18 protein-coding genes and 1 riboswitch are annotated in these 20,746 nt (G+C 65.7%); of the genes, 6 read left to right on the top strand and 12 right to left on the bottom strand.

The features are described 5' to 3' along the window. The first annotated feature begins 32 nt into the window (after positions 1 to 32). Entirely contained in the window at positions 33 to 1,172 is a 1,140-nt protein-coding gene (locus ACOQOP_RS03785; RefSeq protein WP_420564988.1) for a mandelate racemase/muconate lactonizing enzyme family protein, read from the top strand. A gap of 25 nt (positions 1,173 to 1,197) precedes the next feature. On the opposite strand, the gene ACOQOP_RS03780 is transcribed toward ACOQOP_RS03785, so the two are convergent. Beyond that, positions 1,198 to 4,107 (bottom strand): DUF4347 domain-containing protein, encoded by a 2,910-nt coding sequence (locus tag ACOQOP_RS03780; protein ID WP_420564987.1) that lies wholly within the window; start codon positions 4,105 to 4,107, stop codon positions 1,198 to 1,200. 501 nt (positions 4,108 to 4,608) lie between these two features. Between ACOQOP_RS03780 and ACOQOP_RS03775 the strand changes: the two genes are divergently transcribed. From ACOQOP_RS03775 to ACOQOP_RS03765, 3 genes are all read left to right on the top strand, one after another. Then, on the top strand, positions 4,609 to 5,640 hold the full coding sequence (locus ACOQOP_RS03775; RefSeq protein ID WP_420564986.1) for a hypothetical protein: 1,032 nt from the start codon (positions 4,609 to 4,611) through the stop codon (positions 5,638 to 5,640). Positions 5,641 to 5,699: 59 nt separating this feature from the next. Then, positions 5,700 to 5,859, top strand: a riboswitch (FMN riboswitch). A gap of 87 nt (positions 5,860 to 5,946) precedes the next feature. Beyond that, a complete protein-coding gene (locus ACOQOP_RS03770; RefSeq protein ID WP_420564985.1) occupies positions 5,947 to 6,435 on the top strand; it encodes a 6,7-dimethyl-8-ribityllumazine synthase in 489 nt (162 codons plus the stop codon). A gap of 88 nt (positions 6,436 to 6,523) precedes the next feature. Further along, positions 6,524 to 7,087 carry a hypothetical protein gene (locus ACOQOP_RS03765; RefSeq protein WP_420564984.1) on the top strand — a complete coding sequence of 188 codons (564 nt, stop codon included), beginning with the start codon at positions 6,524 to 6,526 and terminating at the stop codon, positions 7,085 to 7,087. Positions 7,088 to 7,094: 7 nt separating this feature from the next. Here the strand turns inward: ACOQOP_RS03765 and ACOQOP_RS03760 are convergent, their stop codons facing one another. From ACOQOP_RS03760 to ACOQOP_RS03720, 9 genes are all read right to left on the bottom strand, one after another. Next, complete coding sequence (locus ACOQOP_RS03760) at positions 7,095 to 7,619, bottom strand: GNAT family N-acetyltransferase (RefSeq protein WP_420564983.1); 525 nt, start codon at positions 7,617 to 7,619, stop codon at positions 7,095 to 7,097. After that, the gene (locus tag ACOQOP_RS03755) at positions 7,616 to 7,876 is read right to left on the bottom strand and encodes a hypothetical protein (RefSeq protein WP_420564982.1); all 261 of its coding nucleotides are present in this window, start codon (positions 7,874 to 7,876) and stop codon (positions 7,616 to 7,618) included. Before ACOQOP_RS03755 ends, ACOQOP_RS03760 begins: the two co-directional genes overlap by 4 nt. Before the next feature lie 314 nt (positions 7,877 to 8,190). Next, entirely contained in the window at positions 8,191 to 8,646 is a 456-nt protein-coding gene (locus ACOQOP_RS03750; RefSeq protein WP_420564981.1) for a YcgN family cysteine cluster protein, read from the bottom strand. Positions 8,647 to 8,721: 75 nt separating this feature from the next. Next, on the bottom strand, positions 8,722 to 9,504 hold the full coding sequence (locus tag ACOQOP_RS03745) for a class II aldolase/adducin family protein (protein WP_420564980.1): 783 nt from the start codon (positions 9,502 to 9,504) through the stop codon (positions 8,722 to 8,724). A gap of 232 nt (positions 9,505 to 9,736) precedes the next feature. Then, complete coding sequence (locus ACOQOP_RS03740) at positions 9,737 to 10,975, bottom strand: radical SAM protein (protein ID WP_420564979.1); 1,239 nt, start codon at positions 10,973 to 10,975, stop codon at positions 9,737 to 9,739. 310 nt (positions 10,976 to 11,285) lie between these two features. Next, complete coding sequence (locus ACOQOP_RS03735; RefSeq protein WP_420564978.1) at positions 11,286 to 12,686, bottom strand: hypothetical protein; 1,401 nt, start codon at positions 12,684 to 12,686, stop codon at positions 11,286 to 11,288. Continuing rightward, the gene (locus ACOQOP_RS03730; protein WP_420564977.1) at positions 12,686 to 13,645 is read right to left on the bottom strand and encodes a lysylphosphatidylglycerol synthase transmembrane domain-containing protein; all 960 of its coding nucleotides are present in this window, start codon (positions 13,643 to 13,645) and stop codon (positions 12,686 to 12,688) included. The genes ACOQOP_RS03735 and ACOQOP_RS03730 overlap by 1 nt, the downstream gene beginning before the upstream one ends. A 192-nt stretch (positions 13,646 to 13,837) precedes the next feature. Beyond that, on the bottom strand, positions 13,838 to 14,689 hold the full coding sequence (locus tag ACOQOP_RS03725; protein ID WP_420564976.1) for an alpha/beta fold hydrolase: 852 nt from the start codon (positions 14,687 to 14,689) through the stop codon (positions 13,838 to 13,840). A 2-nt stretch (positions 14,690 to 14,691) separates the two neighbouring features. Beyond that, the gene (locus ACOQOP_RS03720) at positions 14,692 to 15,096 is read right to left on the bottom strand and encodes a hypothetical protein (protein WP_420564975.1); all 405 of its coding nucleotides are present in this window, start codon (positions 15,094 to 15,096) and stop codon (positions 14,692 to 14,694) included. Between the two features lie 199 nt (positions 15,097 to 15,295). On the opposite strand from ACOQOP_RS03720, the gene ACOQOP_RS03715 reads away from it, so the two are divergent. Next, the gene (locus ACOQOP_RS03715; RefSeq protein ID WP_420564974.1) at positions 15,296 to 16,963 is read left to right on the top strand and encodes an ATP-binding protein; all 1,668 of its coding nucleotides are present in this window, start codon (positions 15,296 to 15,298) and stop codon (positions 16,961 to 16,963) included. A gap of 2 nt (positions 16,964 to 16,965) precedes the next feature. On the opposite strand, the gene lysA is transcribed toward ACOQOP_RS03715, so the two are convergent. Further along, a complete protein-coding gene (lysA, locus tag ACOQOP_RS03710; protein ID WP_420564973.1) occupies positions 16,966 to 18,261 on the bottom strand; it encodes a diaminopimelate decarboxylase in 1,296 nt (431 codons plus the stop codon). 74 nt (positions 18,262 to 18,335) lie between these two features. Beyond that, the gene (locus ACOQOP_RS03705) at positions 18,336 to 19,502 is read right to left on the bottom strand and encodes a class I SAM-dependent methyltransferase (RefSeq protein WP_420564972.1); all 1,167 of its coding nucleotides are present in this window, start codon (positions 19,500 to 19,502) and stop codon (positions 18,336 to 18,338) included. A 250-nt stretch (positions 19,503 to 19,752) separates the two neighbouring features. Between ACOQOP_RS03705 and ACOQOP_RS03700 the strand changes: the two genes are divergently transcribed. After that, on the top strand, positions 19,753 to 20,742 hold the full coding sequence (locus ACOQOP_RS03700) for an aldo/keto reductase (RefSeq protein WP_420564971.1): 990 nt from the start codon (positions 19,753 to 19,755) through the stop codon (positions 20,740 to 20,742). Positions 20,743 to 20,746: the final 4 nt, after the last annotated feature.

The raw sequence follows: 20,746 nt of genomic DNA, 5'->3' as shown, positions 1-20,746 counted from the left end.
TGCTACGCTCGGGAAAAATCGGGGAGGTTGCCATGAAGATCACCGCCATCCGCGCCCATGTGCTGGAGGCGCCCATCGCCGAGCGGTTCGCGTTCAGTCAGGCCTGGGTCGACAAGCGGGTCGGGCTGCTGGTGGAGGTGGAGACCGATGCCGGTCTCACCGGCTGGGGCGACGGCTACGGCCCGCCCTGGGCGCTGGCCACGGTGATCGAGAAGTACTACGCCCCGCGCCTGATCGGCCGCTCGCCCCTGGCCGGCGATGCGCTGTGGGAGGAGCTGTACAATTCCCTGCGCGACCACGGGCAGCGCGGCGTGCCGATCCAGGCGCTCTCCGCCATCGACATCGCGCTCTGGGACCTGCGAGGCAAGATTTTCGCGGCCCCGGTCCATGTGCTGATGGGCGGGCCGATACGGTCCTCGGTGCGTGCCTATGCGACCGGACTCTACCGGCGCACCGACGACCGGACGGAGAACCACCGCCTGCTGGTCGAGGAAGCACGAGGTTATCTCGATGCCGGCTTCACCGCCATGAAGACCAAGGTCGGCTTCGGCTTCGACGACGACATCGCCCTGGTGGAGATGCTGCGCGCGACCATCGGCGGCGGGGTGGAGCTGTTCGTCGACGCCAATCACGGCTGCGACCGGGTGCAGGCGGCCCGCCTCGCCCGCGCCATGGAGCCGCTCGACATCGGCTGGTTCGAGGAGCCGGTCGAGCCGGAGGACGTGGCCGGCTATGCCGAGCTGCGCACCCGCACCAGCATTCCCATCGCCGGCGGCGAGTGCTCCTTCACCCGCCACGATTTCCGCCGGATCCTGGAGGCCGGCGCGATGGACGTGATCCAGCCGGACACCGCCTCCTGCGGCGGGTTGACCGAGGCCAAGCGGATCGCCGACATGGCCTGGACCCACGGCATCCGCTACAACCCGCATGTCTGGGGCACCGGGATCGGCCTGGCGGCCGCGATGCAGCTTCTCGCCGTGCTGCCGACCACGACACCGGCCTTCGGCGCCCACCAGCCACTGCTGGAATACGACAGCACGCCCCATCCCTTCCGCCAGGACCTGCTGGTCGAGCCCGTACGCGTGGAGGGTGGCGTCGCGTATGTCCCCGACGGCCCGGGCCTCGGCGTGGAGGTGCGGCGCGAGGTGCTGGACCGCTGGCGGGTGAACTGAACGGATGGCGGCCGTTCGTCGGCCGTCAGCCGATCAAGAAACTGTCGGCGGAGAGCTGTGCCGCGGCAATGCCGACCAGGGTGACCGAGTTCCCGCCGCCGAGGTCGATCAGCGCACTGCCGAAGCCGTCGTCCCCGACACGCGCGAGCAGATCGGCGACCGACACCACGCCCGTGCCGTTCACATTCGCCGCGATCACCAGCAGGTCTTCGCCGATCACAAAGGCTTCCACCAGATCGGCGCCGCCGGCGTTGCCGAAGCACAGCCGGTCCGTGCCGTCGCCGCCGACGAGCGTGTCATCACCCACCCCGCCCGACAGGGTGTCCGCGCCGACCCCGCCCGCCAGCCGGTCCGCACCGCTGCCGCCGGACAGCAGGTCGTCACCCTGACCGCCATACAGCGTGTCGTTGCCGGAATTGCCCCGGATCGAGTCGTCACCGCGGTTGCCGTAGACCACATCCTGATCCTGCCCGCCAAAGACGGCGTCGGCGTCCTGGCCGCCGTAGAGCGTGTCGTCGCTGGCATTGCCGTAGAGAATGTCGGCCTCGGTGTTGCCGTAGAGCACATCGATGCCGAGGCCGCCTTCGAGCCGGTCCGCACCGGCGCCGCCGCTGAGCGTGTCGTTGCCGCCCAGGCCGAGGATCGTGTCGTTGCCGCCCTGGCCGCGGAGAAGCTCCGCACTGCCGCCTCCAGTCAGGGTGTCGGGACCGCCCGTGCCGACGGTGGCGGACAAGCCGCTGCCGCCGCTGTCGGAGGACGATGCCGGGATCGTATCGGTCAGGACGACATCGTTGCCCGTTCCGCCGGCATAGCTGATCCGGAAGGTGCGGGCGCCGGACGTGATGGTCGTGCCCTCGGCCAGGCCCGAGAAGGTGCCGGTGACGGCGTCCGCGCCGTCGTTCTCGATCAGGGTGTAGGTGTTGCCCAACGTCGAGGTGCCGAGGATGGAGACCGAGAGAGTGGAGCCGGTGATGTTGACGGTTCCGGTGACGTTGATCTGATCGTAATCGGTCCCGGCGGTGGTACCCCCGACCTCGAAGGTCGCCGTCGAGCCGCTGGCGAGGGTCAGGTTGCCGGTCGAGAGCTTCCCCGCGCTGTTCCCGGGGGTCAGCGAGCCGCCTGACGCGACGGTGACGGCGTTGCTGATGCTGCCGGACCCGGCGAGGGTGGCGCCGGACGCGACGGAGACGGAGGTGGTGCCGGTCAGCGATCCGTTCACCGAGAGGGTGCCGGCCGAGACGGTGGTGGTGCCGGTATAGCCGTTTGTGCCGGTTAGCGTGAGTGTCCCGGTCCCGACCTTGGTGAGGTTGTTGGCGCCGGAGATCCCGCCCGACAAGGTGACTGCGGCGCTGTTGGTGATGGTCGCGTTCGAGCCGAGCGCGATCGCGTTGTCGATCGTCGTGGCGCCGTTGACGGTGAGATTGCCGCCGTTGAGCGTCAGGGCGCCGGTGCCGAGATTGCTGTCCGCGCCAACGGAAAGCGTGCCGGCCGAAACGGTGGTGGTGCCGCTATAGGTGTTCGTGCCGGACAGCGTGAGCGTACTGGCCCCGGCCTTGGTCAGGTTGTTGGCGCCGGAGATCACGTTGGAAAGCGTGACGTCTGCGCTGTTCGTGACGGTCGCCGCCGCCGAGAGCGTGATGCCGTTATCGATGGTCGTGGCACCGGTGACGGCGAGATTGCCGCCGTTGAGGACGACGTTGCCGCCGCCGAGATTGCCGTCGGAGGCAATCGAGAGCGTGCCGTTCGAGACGGTCGTCGTGCCGGCATAAGTGTTCGTTCCGGACAGGGTCAGCGTGCCGGCGCCGGTCTTGGTCAGGCTGCCGCCGCCGGTGTCGTAGACGACCGAAGAGATCGTGACGTCCGCGCCGGTGTTGATGGTCTCCGTGTTAATGAGCCGGATCTGGTTGTCGATTGTCGTCGCGCCCGTGACGGCCAGGGTTCCCGTGCTGATGGTGATGTTGCCGGCGCCCAGATTGGCATCGGAGGAGATCGACAGCGTATCGCCGCCGCTGACGGTGATATTCGAGTTGAGGGTGTTGGTGCCGCTGAGCACCACCGTCAGGTCGCCGGCCGCGGAGTCTATGCGCAGCGACCCGCTGCCCGTGATGTTGGAGGCGAATGTGACGGTGTGCGTCCCGGCGCTGGACAGGAACGTCATGGTGTTGGAATGGACCAGGACGATGTCGTTGCCTTGGAATGTCAGGCTGTCGACGCCCCCGAAGTCTATGTTCGGGCCGGCACCACCGGTGAGAGTGACCGAGCCGGAGGTCAGGTCGATGGTCTGCGTGCCGGTCAGGGTGAAAGTAATGTCTCCGCCGACCGCAGCGGCGGCACGGAACGAGCCCGCGCCTGAATCGGCGGTGGTGGTGACAATCTCGGCCAGCAAGCCGGGCCAAGTGCCATGCGCGCGGGCGAAGGCGCTGGCCGCCGCCGCACCGGTTTCCGCGGATGAAACGTCGAAGCGCCAGTCTCCGCCCCGCGCGGCCGCACCGGTCGGCGTCGAGGAGGCGAGGACCCGCGCCCCGGTCGCCCGCGCCAGCCTGCGGACGAGCGTGCGTCCGCTGGGGCCCTGTCCCGTCGAGCAGCCATAGAGAACGATCGTCGCGTCCGGCGACAGGTGGCGGCGCCAGCGCCGGCCCATCGCGGCCAGGGCCCGGGCGTCGCGGGTCCGTCCGCCGAGGGTCAGTCGCCCCGGCGCGGCGTGACTGACGACATGGAGGGTGTCGACCGGCGCATCCGCCGTCGTCAGTGCAGCCGCGACCGGGTCGTCACAGCGGGCTGCCCCCCGCACCACCGCCGTCCCGGGATCAACTGCTGCGGCCAGCAGGTCGGGATAGGGCGTTGCGCCATCAAGCACCGCAAGGGACGTCGACTTCAGCGAAAACGCTTCTAAATTAACAATATTTTTATGGTTATTATGACGCGCGAAAACCATCTTTCGGTCCTTCACACTGGCCTTATGAGCGGGGCTTAAGACACACGCAAACGCTGTAAATCAATTCAGGCGAGCACTGGGAAAGTCCGCGTCTTCGGGTGAAGCACGGGGGTCGGGGATGAACGGCAAGAGCGAAACCGGCCACGCTGGCAGGAAACTCCGTCGATACCTTTAGATTGTAAAGATAGAACTAAGCATGACGTTTTAGACCCAATAGACAATTCCGGATAGCCTTAAATTCGCATGCGTGATTTGAACACGTTTACCGTCCCCGACAGCGCATCTGAAACCGGAGAAGTAACAGATCCGGATCGATCCCGGGGCCACCGGTCACAGTTCTCAGGCAGACGAGAGCGCCAACGCCTGCGTCGGGCGCGGACGGGCAAGGAGCTTTCTTTCCCCTCTCCCTTGCGCGCACTATGGTTTTCCTGGATTGACCCGCGCGAGCGGGGCCCTCAGAGGCCCCATGACGCATGTTCCCCCTCAGCCCTGCGAGCGCCCATGAAACTCCTGATCATCACCGATGACGCCGTAGGGACGCGGCGGGACGGGCGGCTCACGGCGCAGCTCGCCACCACCCGGCTTCGGCTGCTGATCGCCTATGGCGCCGCCCAGTCGGCCGGGGTCACAACTTGGCTCGCGGTACGCCACAAACCGGCAGACCTGATCGGCTCCGAGGTCTTCCGGGAGGCCGATACGCTGCTGTTCGGCAAGACGTTCGAGGATCACAGCGCAACCGCCCTGGAAGCGAAGCGTGCCGGAAAGAGGGTCCTGGCGGATATCGCCGACGATCTCGGATCGACCGGCGATTTCGACGTTCTGCGCCGGGTCGTTGCATACGCCGACGGGGTGTTTTGTTCCAGCGCCCGGCTGTCGGAGTTGGCGGCCGCCTGGGTTCCCGAGCACTGCTGCCGTTTCTGCATCGAGGAACCGGCGGAAGAGGCGATCCGCCCGCCCAGGGCCCAACTCGGGGGCGACGGCTTTCTGGAACTCCTCTGGTTCGGCACCAGCCGGAACATCGTCTACCTGGTCCCCCATCTGTCGGAGATCGCGGCCCTGGCCGAGGATCGGCCGTTCCGGGTCTCGCTGGTCTGCCACGAGAACACTGTGGCCCGCCAGCTCTGTGCCGCGGCGGCCGAACAGAATGAGGGTCTGTTCGACATCCGGTTTCAGGAGTGGAACCCGCAGGTTCAGGCGGCTGCCCTCGATGCGGCGCACATCGTCCTGATCCCCGGCGATCTGGCGAAGGATTCCGCCCTGAAGAGCCCGAACCGGCTGATCAACACCATCGCGGCGGGCCGGCTGGCCGTGGCCTCGCCGATCCCGTCCTACCTGCCCTTCGCCGATTTCGCGCTGATCCGCGACCGCATGGCCGACGGCATCCGCGACGCCCTGGCCGAGCCGGCGGCGGCTCTGGAGGCGCGGATCGGAGCCGGACAGAAGGTGCTGGCCGAGCGCTACAGTCAGGCGGAGATCGGCCGCCAGTGGATAGCCGCGCTTCGGGAGATCGACGCGGCGCGTCCCCGCCTCTGAGCGCCCTCGACGCCCGCGCCTCCTCCGCAGTAGTCTCCTGCCGCCGCACCGGTGGTGCGGTACGTTATCGGGGCGGGGTGGAAGTCCCCACCGGCGGTGATGCGCCCGGACCAGTCCGGGCCCGAGCCCGCGAGCGCCTTCGGGGTCACGCCCGGAGGGTCAGCAGATCCGGTGAGACCCCGGAGCCGACGGTCACAGTCCGGATGAAAGATAACGAAGGAGAGAACGCGACCGGGCGCGTGAGCGCCGGGCCGCGCTCGCGAGTTCGTACGCCCTGGTTCACCGCTCTTGTCCAAGGAGGACAGCATGAATCAGAGCACCGAAACCAACACCACCTCCGCCACTCCCGGCCGCATCGCCTTCATCCAGGCGCGATGGCATGCCGAGATCGTCGATGCCTGCCGGATCTCGTTCCTGGACAGCCTGAAGCGTGACCGGCCGGGTGCCTTCGCCGTCGACGTCTATGACGTGCCCGGCGCCTTCGAGATCCCGCTGCTGGCCCGCCGGCTTGCCGGTTCGGGCAAGTACGCGGCAGTGGTCGGCTGTGCCTTCGTCGTGGATGGCGGCATCTACCGCCACGACTTCGTCGCCCAGGCCGTGATCTCCGGGCTGATGCAGGCGCAGATGGAGTCCGACGTGCCGGTCCTGTCGGCCGTGCTCACCCCGCACCAGTTCCACGAGAGTGCCGAGCACCGGGCCTTCTTCCTCGACCATTTCCGACTGAAGGGACGCGAGGTGGCCGCCGCCTGCCTCGCCGTCACCGCCGAGCCGGTGCCGGTGGCCGTGGCTGCCTAGTGATACGAACCGCCGCAGCCGCCCTCGCCGCATTCCCTGCGGTCGGCGGCTGCGGCATACTCCGGGGAACAGACCTGGGAGGATACCAATGTTCGATCTCGATCGGTTCATCGAGCAGTGCTACGCGGCCCTGGACGAGAAGACGCCGGAGCGCGCGGCCCAGGAGGTCGTCGCCCGCGCCGTGGAGGACCCCACCGCCGTCATGAAGGCGATCGGCGAGCCGCAGAAGGCCGGCGTCAGCACCCTGCATCGCTCCGACCGGCTGACCGTGCTGAACCTTGTCTGGGGTCCGGAGATGCATCTGATGCCCCATAACCACAACATGTGGGCCTCCATCGGCATCTATACCGGCTCGGAGCTGAACACCTTCTGGCGCCGCACCCCTGACGGGCTGCAGCAGCTCGGCGGCAAGGAGATGGGCGAGAAGGAGGCGGTCTGGCTCGGCGAGACGGCGATCCACTCGGTCACCAACCCGCTGACGCGACTGACCGGCGCGCTGCATGTCTATGGCGGCGACTTCTTCGCGCCGGGTCGAAGCGAGTGGGACGACGAGACCCTGAAGGAGGCGCCCTACGACAGCGAGAAGCTGGTGCGCCTGTTCGAGGAGAGCAACACCCGGCTCGACGAGCTGAAGGCCGCCGGGGCGCTCTGAGTATTAGTCAGGTCGCCTCGAAGCCGGTGTGGTAGGCGACCTCACCCGAGGGTGACGGGCCGCGGAAACGCCGTGACTGGAAATACCGCGGCGGGACGTCGCCATAGCGCAGGGCGTGCTCGGTTCCGAAGCCGAAGCGGGCGTAATAGGCCGGGTCGCCCAGCACGACGCATCCGGCCGCTCCCTCCGCCTCGATCCTTGCCAGCCCCTCGCCGATGAGCGCGCTGCCGATTCCGCGGCGCTGGAGGTCCGGCGCGACGGATACCGGGCCGAGCCCGAGCCAGCCGAGATCCCGACCGTCGATCCGCACGGCCGAGAAGGCGACATGGCCGACGGTCTTCCCGTCCAACTCGGCGACCAGGGACAAGGTCAGCGCTCCGGCCGCCCGCAGGGCGTCGACGATGGCGGCCTCGGTCCGGCTGCTGTGGGCGACACCGTCGAAGGCGGCGCGGGTGAGCGCACGGATCCGCGGGATGTCCGCCGAGGTCTCCTCCCGGATGACGGGGCGGAGAGAGCCGGCGGCGCTGCTCACTGGCCGCGGTCGACCCGGGTCACCCCGTCATCCACCGGCGGCAGGTCGCTGTCCGATCCAGTGGCCGGCGCGTTGCCGGCGGTGCTCGGCGCCAGGCCGCCGTCGCGCGGGGTGCAGGTGTTGGAGAAGACCTGGGTGAACAGGCTCTCCTCGCACTCCTCCCACGGCCGGTCGAGCTGGCCGGTCTCGGCCATATAGATCTGACTGATGGCCAGCACGGCGAGGATCGCCGCCAATATCCACATGCCTCTGCCCATCGGATCCTCATCCTGGTGTGCGTGTCTTTGATCGCTGGCATATGGGGATTGGGCGAGGACGGCGCCAGGGTGCGAGTGGCCGGGTGCTCGCCGTGCCTCCCGCCTTCCTGATGCAAATCAGGATCAAGCCGCCGGCACCGACCCCAGTCCGTCGTCCTGACGCAAGTCAGGACCGAGCTATCGGCACCGGTGTCACGCTCAGGCGGCGATGTCAGCGGCTTGATCCTGATTTGCATCAGGATGACGGAAGGGGCCGGCGGCATGGTCCTGACTTGCGTCAGGACGACGGATACGCTCGCGACCGCCCCGCCCCCTCACGCCGGCCAGTCGACGATGTGCTCCAGCAGCTCCTCGTCCGCCACCACCGTCTCCGAGATCGCCCGCCCGCGCACCGACACACCCGCCTCGTGCACCGTGTTGGGATCGCCGCTGACCAGCGGGTGCCACCAGTGGAGCGGTTTGCCCTCCTTCAGCAGGCGGTAGGCGCAGGTGGATGGCATCCACTGGAGCTGGCTGACCAGCTTGACGCTCAGCACCACGCAGTCCGGCACGATCTTCTTGCGGTTCGGGTAGTCCGAGCAGCGGCAGCTGTCGCAGTCCAGCAGCTTGCAGGCCACGTCGGTATAGGAGATCTCGTCGGTATCGGCGTCCTGCAGCTTGACCAGGCAGCACTTGCCGCAGCCGTCGCACAGGCTCTCCCATTCCGCACGGGTCATCGCCGAGAGCGGCTTGCGCTCCCAGAACCGGTCGTCCCCGTTATCCGCCTGCATGGTTCCCGTCTGCGCTGGTTGCCGTCGCCCCCCGGCGCGCGCCCCGTCCCGGCTCGAGGCCGGGATTGGCCGGGGTCAGTCGCGGAAGCTGGGATCGATCTTGTCCATCTTGCGCATCAGGGCGGCGAATTCCAGCGCGCCGTATTCGGCGGCGGATTCCGCGAAGCCGTTGACATCGTCGCCCGACCGCTTGGCGACATTGGCGGTGATCAGGTTCAGCGTCCCGGCCGAGCCGGCATCGATCTGCACCTGCGCCGCGCGCTCCAGCCGGTAGAGCCACAGGAAGGCTTCCGCCACCGAGCGGCCGGTCGTCAGCAGCCCGTGGTTTTTCAGCACCATGGCGTGATTGTCGCCCAGGCTCTCCACGATGCGGTCGCGCTCGTCCAGATACAGGCTGACTCCCTCGTAGTCGTGGTAGCTGATCCGGTCGACGAAGGCGGTGGAGCCCATGGAGATCGGCAGCACCCCCTCCTTGACCGCGGCGATCGCCATGCCCGAGCGGGAATGGGTGTGCATCACCACCTGGTGCAGCTCGCTGTGGGCCATGTGGACGGCGGAATGGATGACAAAGCCGGCCTGGTTCACCCCGTACGGGTTATCCACGTCGATCTTGTTCCCCTCGACGTCGATCTTCACCAGGTTGGAAGCGGTGACCTCGTCGTAGTTCAGGCCGTAGGGGTTGATGAGGAAATGCAGGTCGGGGCCCGGCACCTTGGCAGTGAGGTGGCCGTAGATCAGCTCGCACCAGCCGAAATAATCGACCATGCGGTAGGCGGCGGCGAGCTCGACCCGGAGTTGCCACTCGGCGTCGCTGATGCCTGCGGGGCGGGCGACCTTCACGGGGGTCATGTCGTTCATGGCGGGTTCCTCCGGTGGAGTCAGGCGCTGATCCCTGGCGGTCGTGTCAGGAACGACCGTCCAGCGGGAATTTTTGCGTTGGCCACTTATGGCGCGGCCTGCCCCCTATTTGAGCGCGCCGGGCAGGCGAATGTCCAGTGGCCCCATACGGGGCTCGATCGAGCAAACCTCCCCTTTTCAGCACGGTATCCTGCCGCCTCCAGCAGGATGGCTAGGACACTAGCATCCGCACCTAGATCGCCCTGAAGAACGCCGCCGGGTTTTCCAGGATGTTTACATTGACGGAGAAGTGTTCCTCTCGGCGCCGGATCCGGATTTCCCCATCCCATGCACCTCGGAGCGCGATCGGCCGTTCCGGCACGGTCGCGGGGAAGCCCTCTTCGTCCGGCATCATCCAGTAATTCGTCGACCGAACCTGCGTAGACTCATAGTCGTCGGGAGGAAGGATGACATCGATTGCATGGGGGAGCTTGGCGAGTTCGGCATCCAACGTGGTCCAGTCGTCCCGCGACAGGAAGTGCTCCTGCCTGAAGGCCTCAGTGATGTGCCGAACATTGTAGGTATACCGCACTTCATGCCGGGCCGCGTGGAACTCCTCAAAGGCGCGGCTCACCATTCCCGGAATCTCGTCCAGGTTCGTGCGATAGGCCATCGTGATATAGCGCAGTTCGGGCGCGGAGTTACTCGCCTTGAAGGCCGGCACGATACGCTGAAGGTTGTCGAGAAAGATCTTCTGCCGGCCACCCTTACGCAGAATGCCGAAGAGCTCCTCATCAAGAGTATCCATCGAGATGTTGATGTGACTCAGTCCTGATGTCGCCAACCGCTGGATCTGCTCGTCCTTCAGCGGCTTGCAGATATTGGTGGTGAAGAACACCTTCTTGCGCAGCTCAACCGGAATCATGTCGATGAAATCGAACAACTCCGGATGCAGCGTTGGCTCGTGAAGACAGGAAATAAAGAATCGTCCATCCCGCACAAGCGGCATGATATCGATCCACTTCTGGAACGTCTCCCGACTCATCTTATGCGTTGTGCGAATGTTTGTGTAATCCACAAGACAAAACGGACACCGTAGATTGCAGTTGTCTACGATATCACCGGCGAAATATTCGATCGGTTGTAGGTCGAGATCGATTTCAGCGGGTGTACCGTCGAGCTCGGTTTCAGTTCCCTCGAAGCGAACCCGAACTTCGTGCCGGCCCCGAGACATTGCCTCTTCGGGGACCAGGAGACTGAAGCCATGGCACCCATCGCCGATGCCCGCGTCGACGAGATCACGCCGGAAAACCTCGGCACGAACGCTCGCCTGAACCTTGCCGTCGATCAGCAACTCGACGGATACCCGCTGGTCCGGCTGGCTCTTGTTCCAGGCCCATCCCACCACACGGTCGGGTTGGACGGTGTCAACGTGGCCCTGGAAGAGCGGTCGATCCTTTTGGCTCGCAACCATGGATTTCAACTTAAACAACGCCTAACCCTCCAGACGCTTTAAATTAAATGTATATCGCCTGCAGATTGTCCAACCTGACGCGCGCGACACGTCTCTAGCATCATTGAACGTTATCCGGAAACCAGCTACCTGCTTGAACAAAAACCACCAAGCGCTCCACTGACCTTGTGAACGCTAGACCTATAACGTCCCCGCGTCGAATTCAAGCCCAGCGGATAATAACTTAACAAGCAAACCCCGTCTCAGAAATAATAATACGGTAAACTTTAATATAAAAATTCGCCCACCTCATGAAACACTGAATAATCCATCAAATCTCTGTTTGAATTTAATTTTTCGACTGGATTTTCTCACGAAACACAACAACAAGAGCAGCGGCGGTAACGATCATCGGCGCCAACGACCCGAAGCGCATACGCGGGCTTTCCCATCCATCTGTCAGAATCGGCAAGACCACTGTCCAGGCCACCCAAAGCAAGCCGATCAACAGGACGGACGCGCGTATTTTGTCGTGACGTCGGCAGATCAGGATTCCAAGACCTGCCGTGATCACGAAGGCCGGCAAGATGACCAGCCCGAACACGGATAGGGTCATCCCTCCCCCGATCGATGCCTCCGCAAAAAGCGGCGCGAAGACCACGGCTGTGTATGCTGCGAACGCCGGATCCTCCGGGCTCGTGCCACCGAACTGTCTGGAGAAGCTCGGTCTCGTGGCTACTCCGTAGAAGCGCACGATGTTGTCGAAGTACTCGACGGGATGCGAGATCCGCCACTCGACGCCCTCTTTCGACAGCGGGCGCATCGCCAGCAAATTGCGATCGTGATGCATGTTCGGGCCCTCGGCCCCCAGGACGGTACGGCGTTCCGCGGCGCCGACACTTGCCGTCCTGCAGGCGTTCTGAGGCAGGACTGCGCCACCCTCCGAAGCAACTATGTCGGCGTCAGCGTAAGGGACCATCAGGTCGCTACTGCGGTCATTCGGAATAGCGCGGGTGAGGTTCAGTCCCTGCCACGACGACGACGTGAAGGCACCGTGAAGGACGTAGTTCTTCACGGGGAGAAGGGCAAAAACAGCAATCGCGACAACAAAGGCCGTCGCGGTGGCAACGAGTGAGCGATGGGAAGTCTCGCGCGTCGCCCACCATCCGAGACCCAGGACGAGCATCAGGCAGAGAACCGCCCAAGGAAATGGGAACAAGGATCTGGTCAGCACTAGGAAGAGCAAGCTGGCGGACAGCGTGACAAATCTCCGCCCGCCGGGAGAGCGGAGATACGCGATAATCTGCAAATGCGCGAAGGCGACGAGGGCGAAGACCACGATCGTGTAGAAAAACTGATGCCCGTGGCGCATGAAGCACGGTGAGAGCGCCGTCATGAGTGTAAGCAGATCGGCGAGCCGTGCCCCGGCCATCAGGCTCACGGATCGGTGCAGCGACCAGAGGCCAAGCCACCCAAACGCCGCCAGCAGCAGGAACCCGCTCTGTTCAACCGAAACTCCGAGACCGTCGGAGAGGGTCAACGCGATCCAGAGCAGGGCGTTCAACGTCGGCGGCTGGGTATGCAGACACATCAACGTCTCGAAGGGAGACGTCAACAACGCGGTCTGGTCGACAAAATGCCAGACATTTGCCGGAAACCAGGCCCAGCCGAACCCGAAGAACAGTGAGCCAGCGCCATAACTTGCGGCAAGCGCGGCGCCCGAGATCGCAGTAGTGCGCCCCGTCGCCATCATGCTCCCTCCTTGCCCGCCACGGCCTCACGTCGCCGATGGGCAAGGGAAGCCAAGCCCCACGTTATCGAGCCCAGGAGGATCGCCAACCAGAACGTTGTCAGCCGGATCAAGATTGCTGCAGCAACAGCGGACTCGAACGACCAGCCCAGTTGCACCAGCATGAACGCAGCTGCGGCCTCCGCACCACCGATCCCTCCGGGCAGGAAGGTCAACGCCCCCGCCAGAAGGGCGATCGAATGCACAAAGACCCCGGTCATGATCTGGAATGCGCCACCTAAACTCCACAGCACCAGGGCGACCGCAACGCCCTCACACATCCAGGCCACCAAGCTTAATCCAAAGGCCGCCGGAAACCGGTGCCGAACCGGACGTCGGACTTTAAGCAGCGCCAGCAGCCGACGAACCGGTCTGGGCATCCACGGGACCACGAACAGCACCACCAGATAAAGGCCGACGCAGATCAGGATGAGGCCGAACGTAGCCGCCGTGGCGATCCACCATGCAGGGTAGCTTGATCCGAGTTCCGGAACGAAGAGGACGCTCAAAGCTCCTAGGCACGCGACGGCGGCCAGATCGAACATTCGGTCAAAGACGCAGATGGGAGCGCTCGCACGAACCTTCACCCCATACCAGCGCGACATCATCCCGATACGGACCAGGTCTCCGACCCGTGCCGGCGTTGCGGAAAGGCTGAGGGCCGAGACGAAGACGATCAGGGAACCCCGATAGGTTGCCCGATTGGTCTGTGTCGACACGAGGGTGTGGAACCTCAGACCGCGCAGCAGATAATTCAGACAGGACATGAGCGCCGCCAACCCGAGGGCTGCGACAGCGCTGTTGGTCAAGGTCGGAATATCCCAGTCCGATGCCAGGGCCAGGCTCAGCACAACCCCCGCGTACACAACCAACGCCGCGCCGAGCAGGGGTAGCGCCGCGCTCCGTCCTAATCTCCGCATGCGATCTCCGTGAACCCAGCCCGCATAGGTTCAGGCTGCGCCCTGGTCGTGTCCTGACAAAGTCTCGAGGCTACCAGAAACCGGCTGACGAGCCGGTCTGTCTGACTTCTATTGGTATCTCGAAGGGTAATTACGCAGACCAGGACATTGCGCAACCGTTGAGTTGCGCAAGGTCGACCCATATTGCCCCCCTCACCCGGCGGCGCGGATCTGCTCCAGCACCGGCAGGATGTAGTCGCGGAACACGGCCGGGTTCTCGCTCATGGGGAAGTGGCCGCATTCCTTCATGATCACCGCCTCGGCCCCGTCGATGGCGGCGGCCGTGCGCTCGGTATCCTCCGGGGTGCAGGAATAGTCGTACTCGCCGGTCAGCAGGTAGAGCGGGCAGCGGCTGGTGTCGATCAGATGGGTGCGGTCGCGGTAGTCGGAATCCTCGCGGTAGAAGTAGAGGTCGCCTTTGAAGATCCCCGGCCCGCTCTGCATGTAGCCCCACAGGGTCTCCCAGCGGTACTCGTCCGGCGATTGCGGCGCCACCAGGCCGGAGACCATGGCGGCGCAGACCTCGCCGCCATGGACGTCGCCGCGGTGCAGCCAGCTCGTGTCGTACCAGGAGGTCTGATGGTCGGCGCATTCGACGCCGATCAGGGCGCGGAACCGGTCGGCGTGGTGGGCGCCGAGGTTGAGGACGATGCGCCCGCCCATGGAGCAGCCGATCAGCGCCGGTCGGTCGAGTTCCATGGCGTCGGCGACGGCGAGGATGGCGTCGGTATAGAGGTCGGAGGTCAGCCGGTACTCCTCCTCGTGGAAGCCGACCGGCGGGTTCGACTTGCCGTGCCAGGGCAGGTCGAAGGCGATGACGCGGAAATGCTCGGTGATGTCCGGGTCGGTCATCATGTGCCGGTACTGGCGGCCGTCGGAGCCGGCGGTGTGAAGGCAGAGCAGCGGGATACCCTGCCCCGCCTCCTCGATATAGATCCGGCAGGCACGCCCTCCTATCTCGATGGACGCGTAGCGGCCGATGATCGGTTCATACTGGATTGCCATGGTCAGCCCCTCCCCGCGCCGGTGCCGGCGGTCGCCCGCGGGGCGGCCAGCACCTCCTTCACGTAGCGCAGATGGGCCATCAGCGGCTGCAGGTCACCCTCCAGACGGGCGACGCCGAGCCGGGTCATGGCGATCACGTCGTGGTATCCGGGCGCCGGCATCGGCTCCCAATGACGGGCCCAGGCCTGCGCTTCGGCCTTGATGGCGAAGCGCCAGGACCGCATGCGGAACGGCCCCGTCTCGACCGCTTCGACACGGCCCTCGTGCACCCGGATATGCACCGGTACATCGTCCGCCTGCACCAGGAACTCGCCGCTCAACGTGCGGCCGCGACGCACCAGGGGCGCGTTCCCATTCACCAATTCCGGCAGCCGCCCCAGGCTGCGCGCGATCTCTTCGCCGGTCATCTCCATCCCTTCAGGTTCTGCGGTGGCCGTTTTCGGCAGCATAGCCAGCACGCCACGGCACCGGAAGCCGCGGAGAACGGCTGGATTTCCGAAGGGGTTATGGAAAATTAACCCTTTCGGTATTCAATCGACCGAACGCTCCTTCACCAGGACGAACTGACCTTGCGACTCACCACGCGCCAACGTGACAGGCCAATCGATGCAGAGCTCCTTCATCATGGGCAATGACACGGACGACGGGGCGACCGGCAGAAACGGGCTGGTTTGGCACGTGATCCGCCGTGTGGGCATCGCCACCCTGTTCGGGCTGGCCTGCGCGCTTCTGATCGAGTTCGCGCTGGCCGACATGGCGCGCAAGAACGCCGAGAACCAGGTCCGCGACGACCTCAACCTGCTGCGCGCCTCGCTGCAGCAGGCGCTCGGCCGGGACGTCCAGCTGATCCGCGGCATGGTGGGCTATGTGCGGGCCCGTCCCGACCTGACGCCCGAGGAGTTCGAGCTGATCGCCCAGGACATCCTGGAGGGTGCGCCGGACCACATCCGCAATCTGGCGCTGGCCAAGGATCTGATCGTCTCGCACATGTATCCGATCGCCGGGAACGAGCAGGCGATTGGCCTCAACTACCGCAACACCGAGAATCAATGGCCCGCGGTGAAGCAGGTGATCGACGAGGAGCGGATCGTCGTTGCCGGCCCGATCGACCTGGTCCAGGGCGGCGTCGGCCTGATCGCCCGCTTCCCGATCCGGCTGCGCGCCGACCGGAACGGCGAGCGCAAGCTCTGGGGCATCGCGTCCACCGTCGTCGACTTTGCCGGCCTGCTGGACAACGCCGGCTACAACCGCTTCACCGAGAGCTATCACCTGGCGTTGTCGGGCCGAGACGGCAACCTGGAGGACGACGAGATCATCTGGGGCGATCCGGATATCCGGCAGCACCAGCCGATCAGCCTCGACGTGGTGATCCCGACCGGGTCCTGGCGCATCATGGCCGCCCCGCGTGACGGCTGGCCGAACTTCACCAGCTATCTCTACGTGACCATTCCCCTTCTGGTGCTGCTGCTGGCGGCCTATGCGGTCTGGACCGTGGCGCGGTTCCGACGGGCCAACGAACGCACCCTGGCCAACCAGGAGGTCCTGGAGGCCCTGCAGCGGGCGGAGGAGGCGAGTGCGGCGAAATCCACCTTCCTGGCGGTCATGAGCCATGAGCTGCGCACGCCGCTCAATGCCATCATCGGCTTCAGCGAGCTGCTGGAGAACAGCCCGCGCGACAGCCGGGTCTGGGAGCGGGCGGGCGAGTATGTCGGCGACATCCGCCAGAGCGGCCGCTTCCTGCTGTCGATCATCGACGACATCCTGGACCTGTCGCGGATCGAGAGCGGCCGCCGGGCCGCCTCGATCGAGCATGTGGACGTGGTGCCGCTGATCCTGGAGAGCGCCACCCGGCTGCGGGTGGAGTTCGAGAACAACGGCGTCGCCCTGTCGGTCGCGGCCGAAGCGGAGGAGATCATCGCCCTCGCCGACCGGCGCGCGGTGATGCAAATCGTCGCCAACCTGCTGAACAACGCGCTGAAATACGCCGGAAGCGCCGCCAATGTGACGGTGAGCGCCACCCTGATCGACAACAACCGGGTCGAGATCGCCGTGCAGGATGACGGGCCGGGCATCCCCGAGGAGAAGCTCGGAGAGATCATGAAGCCCTTCGTGCAGCTGTCCTCGTCCTACGCCCGGGCGGCCGGCGGGGTCGGGCTGGGCCTGACCATCTGCCAGTCGCTGGCCCGCACAATGGACGGCACGCTCACCGTGGAGAGCGGCCTGGGCAAGGGAACGACCGTGCGGCTCGTCCTGCCGCGCAGCCCCGCGGCCTGACCTCAGGCGACCGCGTCGCCGAGCGACAGGGTCTCGCCCGTCTCCAGCGCCAGCAGTTCCTCCATGGTCTGCCGCCGGCGGGCAAGCCGCAGGTCCCCGCCGTCGATCATCACTTCCGGGATCAGCGGACGCGAATTGTAGTTCGACGACATCGCCGCCCCATAGGCGCCGGCATCGGCGAAGACGCAGAAGTCGCCGACCTTGGGGAGCGGCAGGTCGCGGAACTCGACCACGCCGCCATCGCCCTGGGTGAACACGTCGCCGGACTCACAGAGCGGCCCGGCGACCGCCACCGGATGGGCGGTCCCGGTCACCGGCGCGCCGGCCGCGTCGACGAAGCCGATGCGGTGGTAGCTGCCGTACATGGCCGGGCGGGCCAGGTCGTTGAAGCCGGCATCGACGACGACGAAATAGCGCTCCGCCACCTGCTTGACCGCCCGCACCTCAGCGACGAGGCAGCCGGCGGCGGCGACCAGGAAGCGCCCCGGCTCGATCTCCATCTCCACGGGCGCCGACTGGTGCTGCTGGATCGCCAGGCGGGCGGAGTCCCACTGCTTCACGTAATGCTCGGTGTCGATCTCGCTGCCGCCGTCGCGATAGGGAACGGACAGCCCGCCGCCGGCGGAGACCGCCTGGACCGGCATGCCGAGCGCCCGGTAGGCCTCGATCATCGCGTCGCCGACCCGCTCCAGATGGCCGTAATCGACACCGGAGCCGATATGCATGTGCAGGCCGACCAGTTCCAGACCGGCCGCCTTGATCCTGGGCGCCAGCTCAGGCAGTTCCTCGTGCCAGATGCCGTGCTTGGAAAACGGGCCGCCGGTATTGGTCTTGTTACTGTGACCGTGGCCGAAGCCCGGATTGATCCTCAGCCAGATCCTGTGGCCGGGGCTGACGGCGCCGATCTGGTCGATCATGTCGGGCGAGCCGCAGTTCACCGGGATGCGCAGCTCCGCCACGCGCTCCAGGGTCGGCCGGTCGAAGATGTCGGCGGTGAAAACCAGCTCGTCGCCGCCGGCCTGGTATCCGGCCGCCAGCGCCCTGGTGATCTCGCCGTTCGACACCGCATCTATCTTCACGCCGTTGCGGCGCATCACCCGCAGCAGGTCCAGGTTGCTGCTGGCCTTCTGGGCGTAGCGGATCGTGTCGAAGCCGCGCAGCCGCGCGATCTGGCTCTCGATGCGGGCGGCGTCATAGAGCCAGAACGGGGTGCCCACCTTCGCCGCCAGCGCGGTGATCAGCTCGCCGTCGCGGTCGCCGGTTCCCAGACGGGTCGAAAGATCGGAAGCAGCGGACATGGATCCCCCAAGCAAGACGCCGCCGTCCAGGCTCAGGACGGCGGCGTATCACATGACGGGAAATCCCCCGAACATCAAGCCCGCCTGGTCTCGTCATCCGCGTCTGCGGTGGCGACGGCGGGGGTCTTGGGACGCATGTCCGAACCACCGACCTGCCGAAGGGTGGTCGCCCCACGGCCCCGCCAGCGCCGCTCGAAATCGGCGATGTAGTCGCGGGTCTGCGGGACGGCGTAGAGGTCCTTGGCGAGCTGGATCTGGAACACCATCAGCGAGCCGTGCCGGAACGCGGTCTCGCAGGCGGTCAGGTAGAACTCCCACATGCGGTAGAACCGCTCGTCGTACATGGCGACGATCCGATCCTTCTGCGCCGCGCAGGCCAGCCGCCATCGGTTCAGGGTCTCCGCGTAGTGCTGGCGCAGGATCTCCACATCGGTGGTGTACAGCCTGGTCTGCTCGATGGCGGTGAACTGCTGGCGCAGGGACGGCGTGTAGGCGCCGGGGAAGATATACTTCTCCATCCACTGGTTCTGCGGCTCCGGCCGGTTGAAGACGCCGACGGAGTGGACCACCGCGATCCCCTCGGCGTTCAGCAGCCGGTTCACCTGCCCGTAGAACTCGTCATAGTGACGCGGCCCCACATGCTCGAGCATGCCAACCGAGACGATACGGTCGTACTGCGCCTCGACCTCCCGATAGTCCTTCAGGTGGTAGCGGACGCGGTCGGCGACACCGGCCTCCTCAGCACGCCGGTTGGAGACGGCGTGCTGCTCGCGGGACAGGGTCACCCCGTCGACCTGCAGATCGTCGACCAGGCCGGCCAGGAACAGGCCGAGCCCGCCCCAGCCCGAGCCGATATCGAGCACCCGCTGACCCGGCTTCAGGTTCAGCTTGGCCGCCAGATGGAGTTTCTTGTTCCACTGGGCGGTCTCCAGGTCATCGTCGGGATTGAGGAAATAGGCGCAACTGTACTGCCGATCACTGTCGAGGAAGAGGTCGAAGAGATCGTCGCTCAGGTCGTAGTGATGGGCGACCTTGCCCTGGGCAAGATGCACCGGGTTCCAGTTCCGGATCGCGGCCCGGATACCCCGGATTCCGGCCAGCAGCTTGCGCATCGTGCCTTCGCGCACGCTGCCGATATTCACCATGCAGAGGTCGAGGAAGTCGTAGAGCGTGCTGCCCTCTTCCATGACCAGGCCACCGTTCATGAAGCCTTCGCCGATGGCAAGTTCGGGATTGAGCATCAGGCGGCGGTCGAGACTTCGGTCGAGGAGCCGGACCGTGGCGCGGGGGCCCTCGGAAGAGCCCTGGCATTCGTGGCGGTTACCTTCAGGGTCGATCAAAGTAAGATGACCGACGGATATCAACTGGCGGAACGCGAGCGCAGAGAGCATCGTCGCAACCCCCTGTTCGTTTCGTGTGTGATTGCACGCCTGCAATCACCCTTAACCATATTAAGGACAATACAATCAGGATTTCCAGGGAGGGAAGCACATGAACACGCGTCAGTTGGGTAGAACCCGCCTGCAGGTATCGGAGCTGGTGTTCGGCGGCGGCTGGGTCGGCGGGATTCTGATCCACCAGGACGACGAGGTGAAACGGGCGGCGATCCGCCGGGCGATCGATGCCGGCATCAACTGGATCGACACCGCCGGCGACTACGGCCAGGGCCAGTCGGAGATCGCGCTGGGCTGGCTGCTGGCGGAGATCGACCCGGCCGAGCGCCCCCACGTCTCCACCAAGGTGCGCCTGGACCTGGAGAGCGACGAGACGATCCAGAGCCAGATCCGCCGCGGCATCGAGCGCAGCCTGGACCGGCTGCGCCTGGACAAGGTGAGCCTGTTCCAGCTCCACAACCCGGTCGAGCCCAAACGGACCGGCCAGCATGTGGGCGTGGATGACGTCATTGGCGACGGCGGCATCGCCGACATGCTCGACGGCCTGCGCAAGGAAGGGCTGACCGACCATATCGGCTTCACCGCTCTCGGCGATCCCGCGTCCTGCATCCGCGTGGTGGAGAGCGGCAAGGTCGATACCGCCCAAGTCTATTACAACATGCTCAACCCGACCGCCGGGCAGAAGGCACCGCTGGAGGGGCTCGTCGCCCAGGACTTCACCGGGTTGATGGCCGCCTGCCGGCACCACGAGGTCGGCATCATGAACATCCGCGTCTTCGCGGCCGGCGTGCTGGCGACCGATATCCGCCACGGCCGCGAGGTGGCGATCACCCCGGAGAACCGGGACCTGGAGGCCGAGGCCAAGCGCGCCCGGGCCGCGATCGCCGCCGCCGGCGACACCGGCGAGAGCCGGGCGGAGACCGCGATCCGGTTCTCGCTGTCCAACGAGGACATTTCCTGTGTGGTCGTCGGCCTGGCAGAGCTGGAGCACCTCGAACTGGCGATCAAGGCGGCGGAAGCGGGGCCGCTTCCCGCCTCCAAACTCTCCAACCTGCGCGACCTGTGGAGCCGGAACTTCGACCTGTAGGACG

This window comes from Thalassobaculum sp., assembly GCF_965223715.1.
Classification (GTDB): domain Bacteria; phylum Pseudomonadota; class Alphaproteobacteria; order Thalassobaculales; family Thalassobaculaceae; genus Thalassobaculum.
This window is presented reverse-complemented; position numbering and strand designations above follow the sequence as displayed.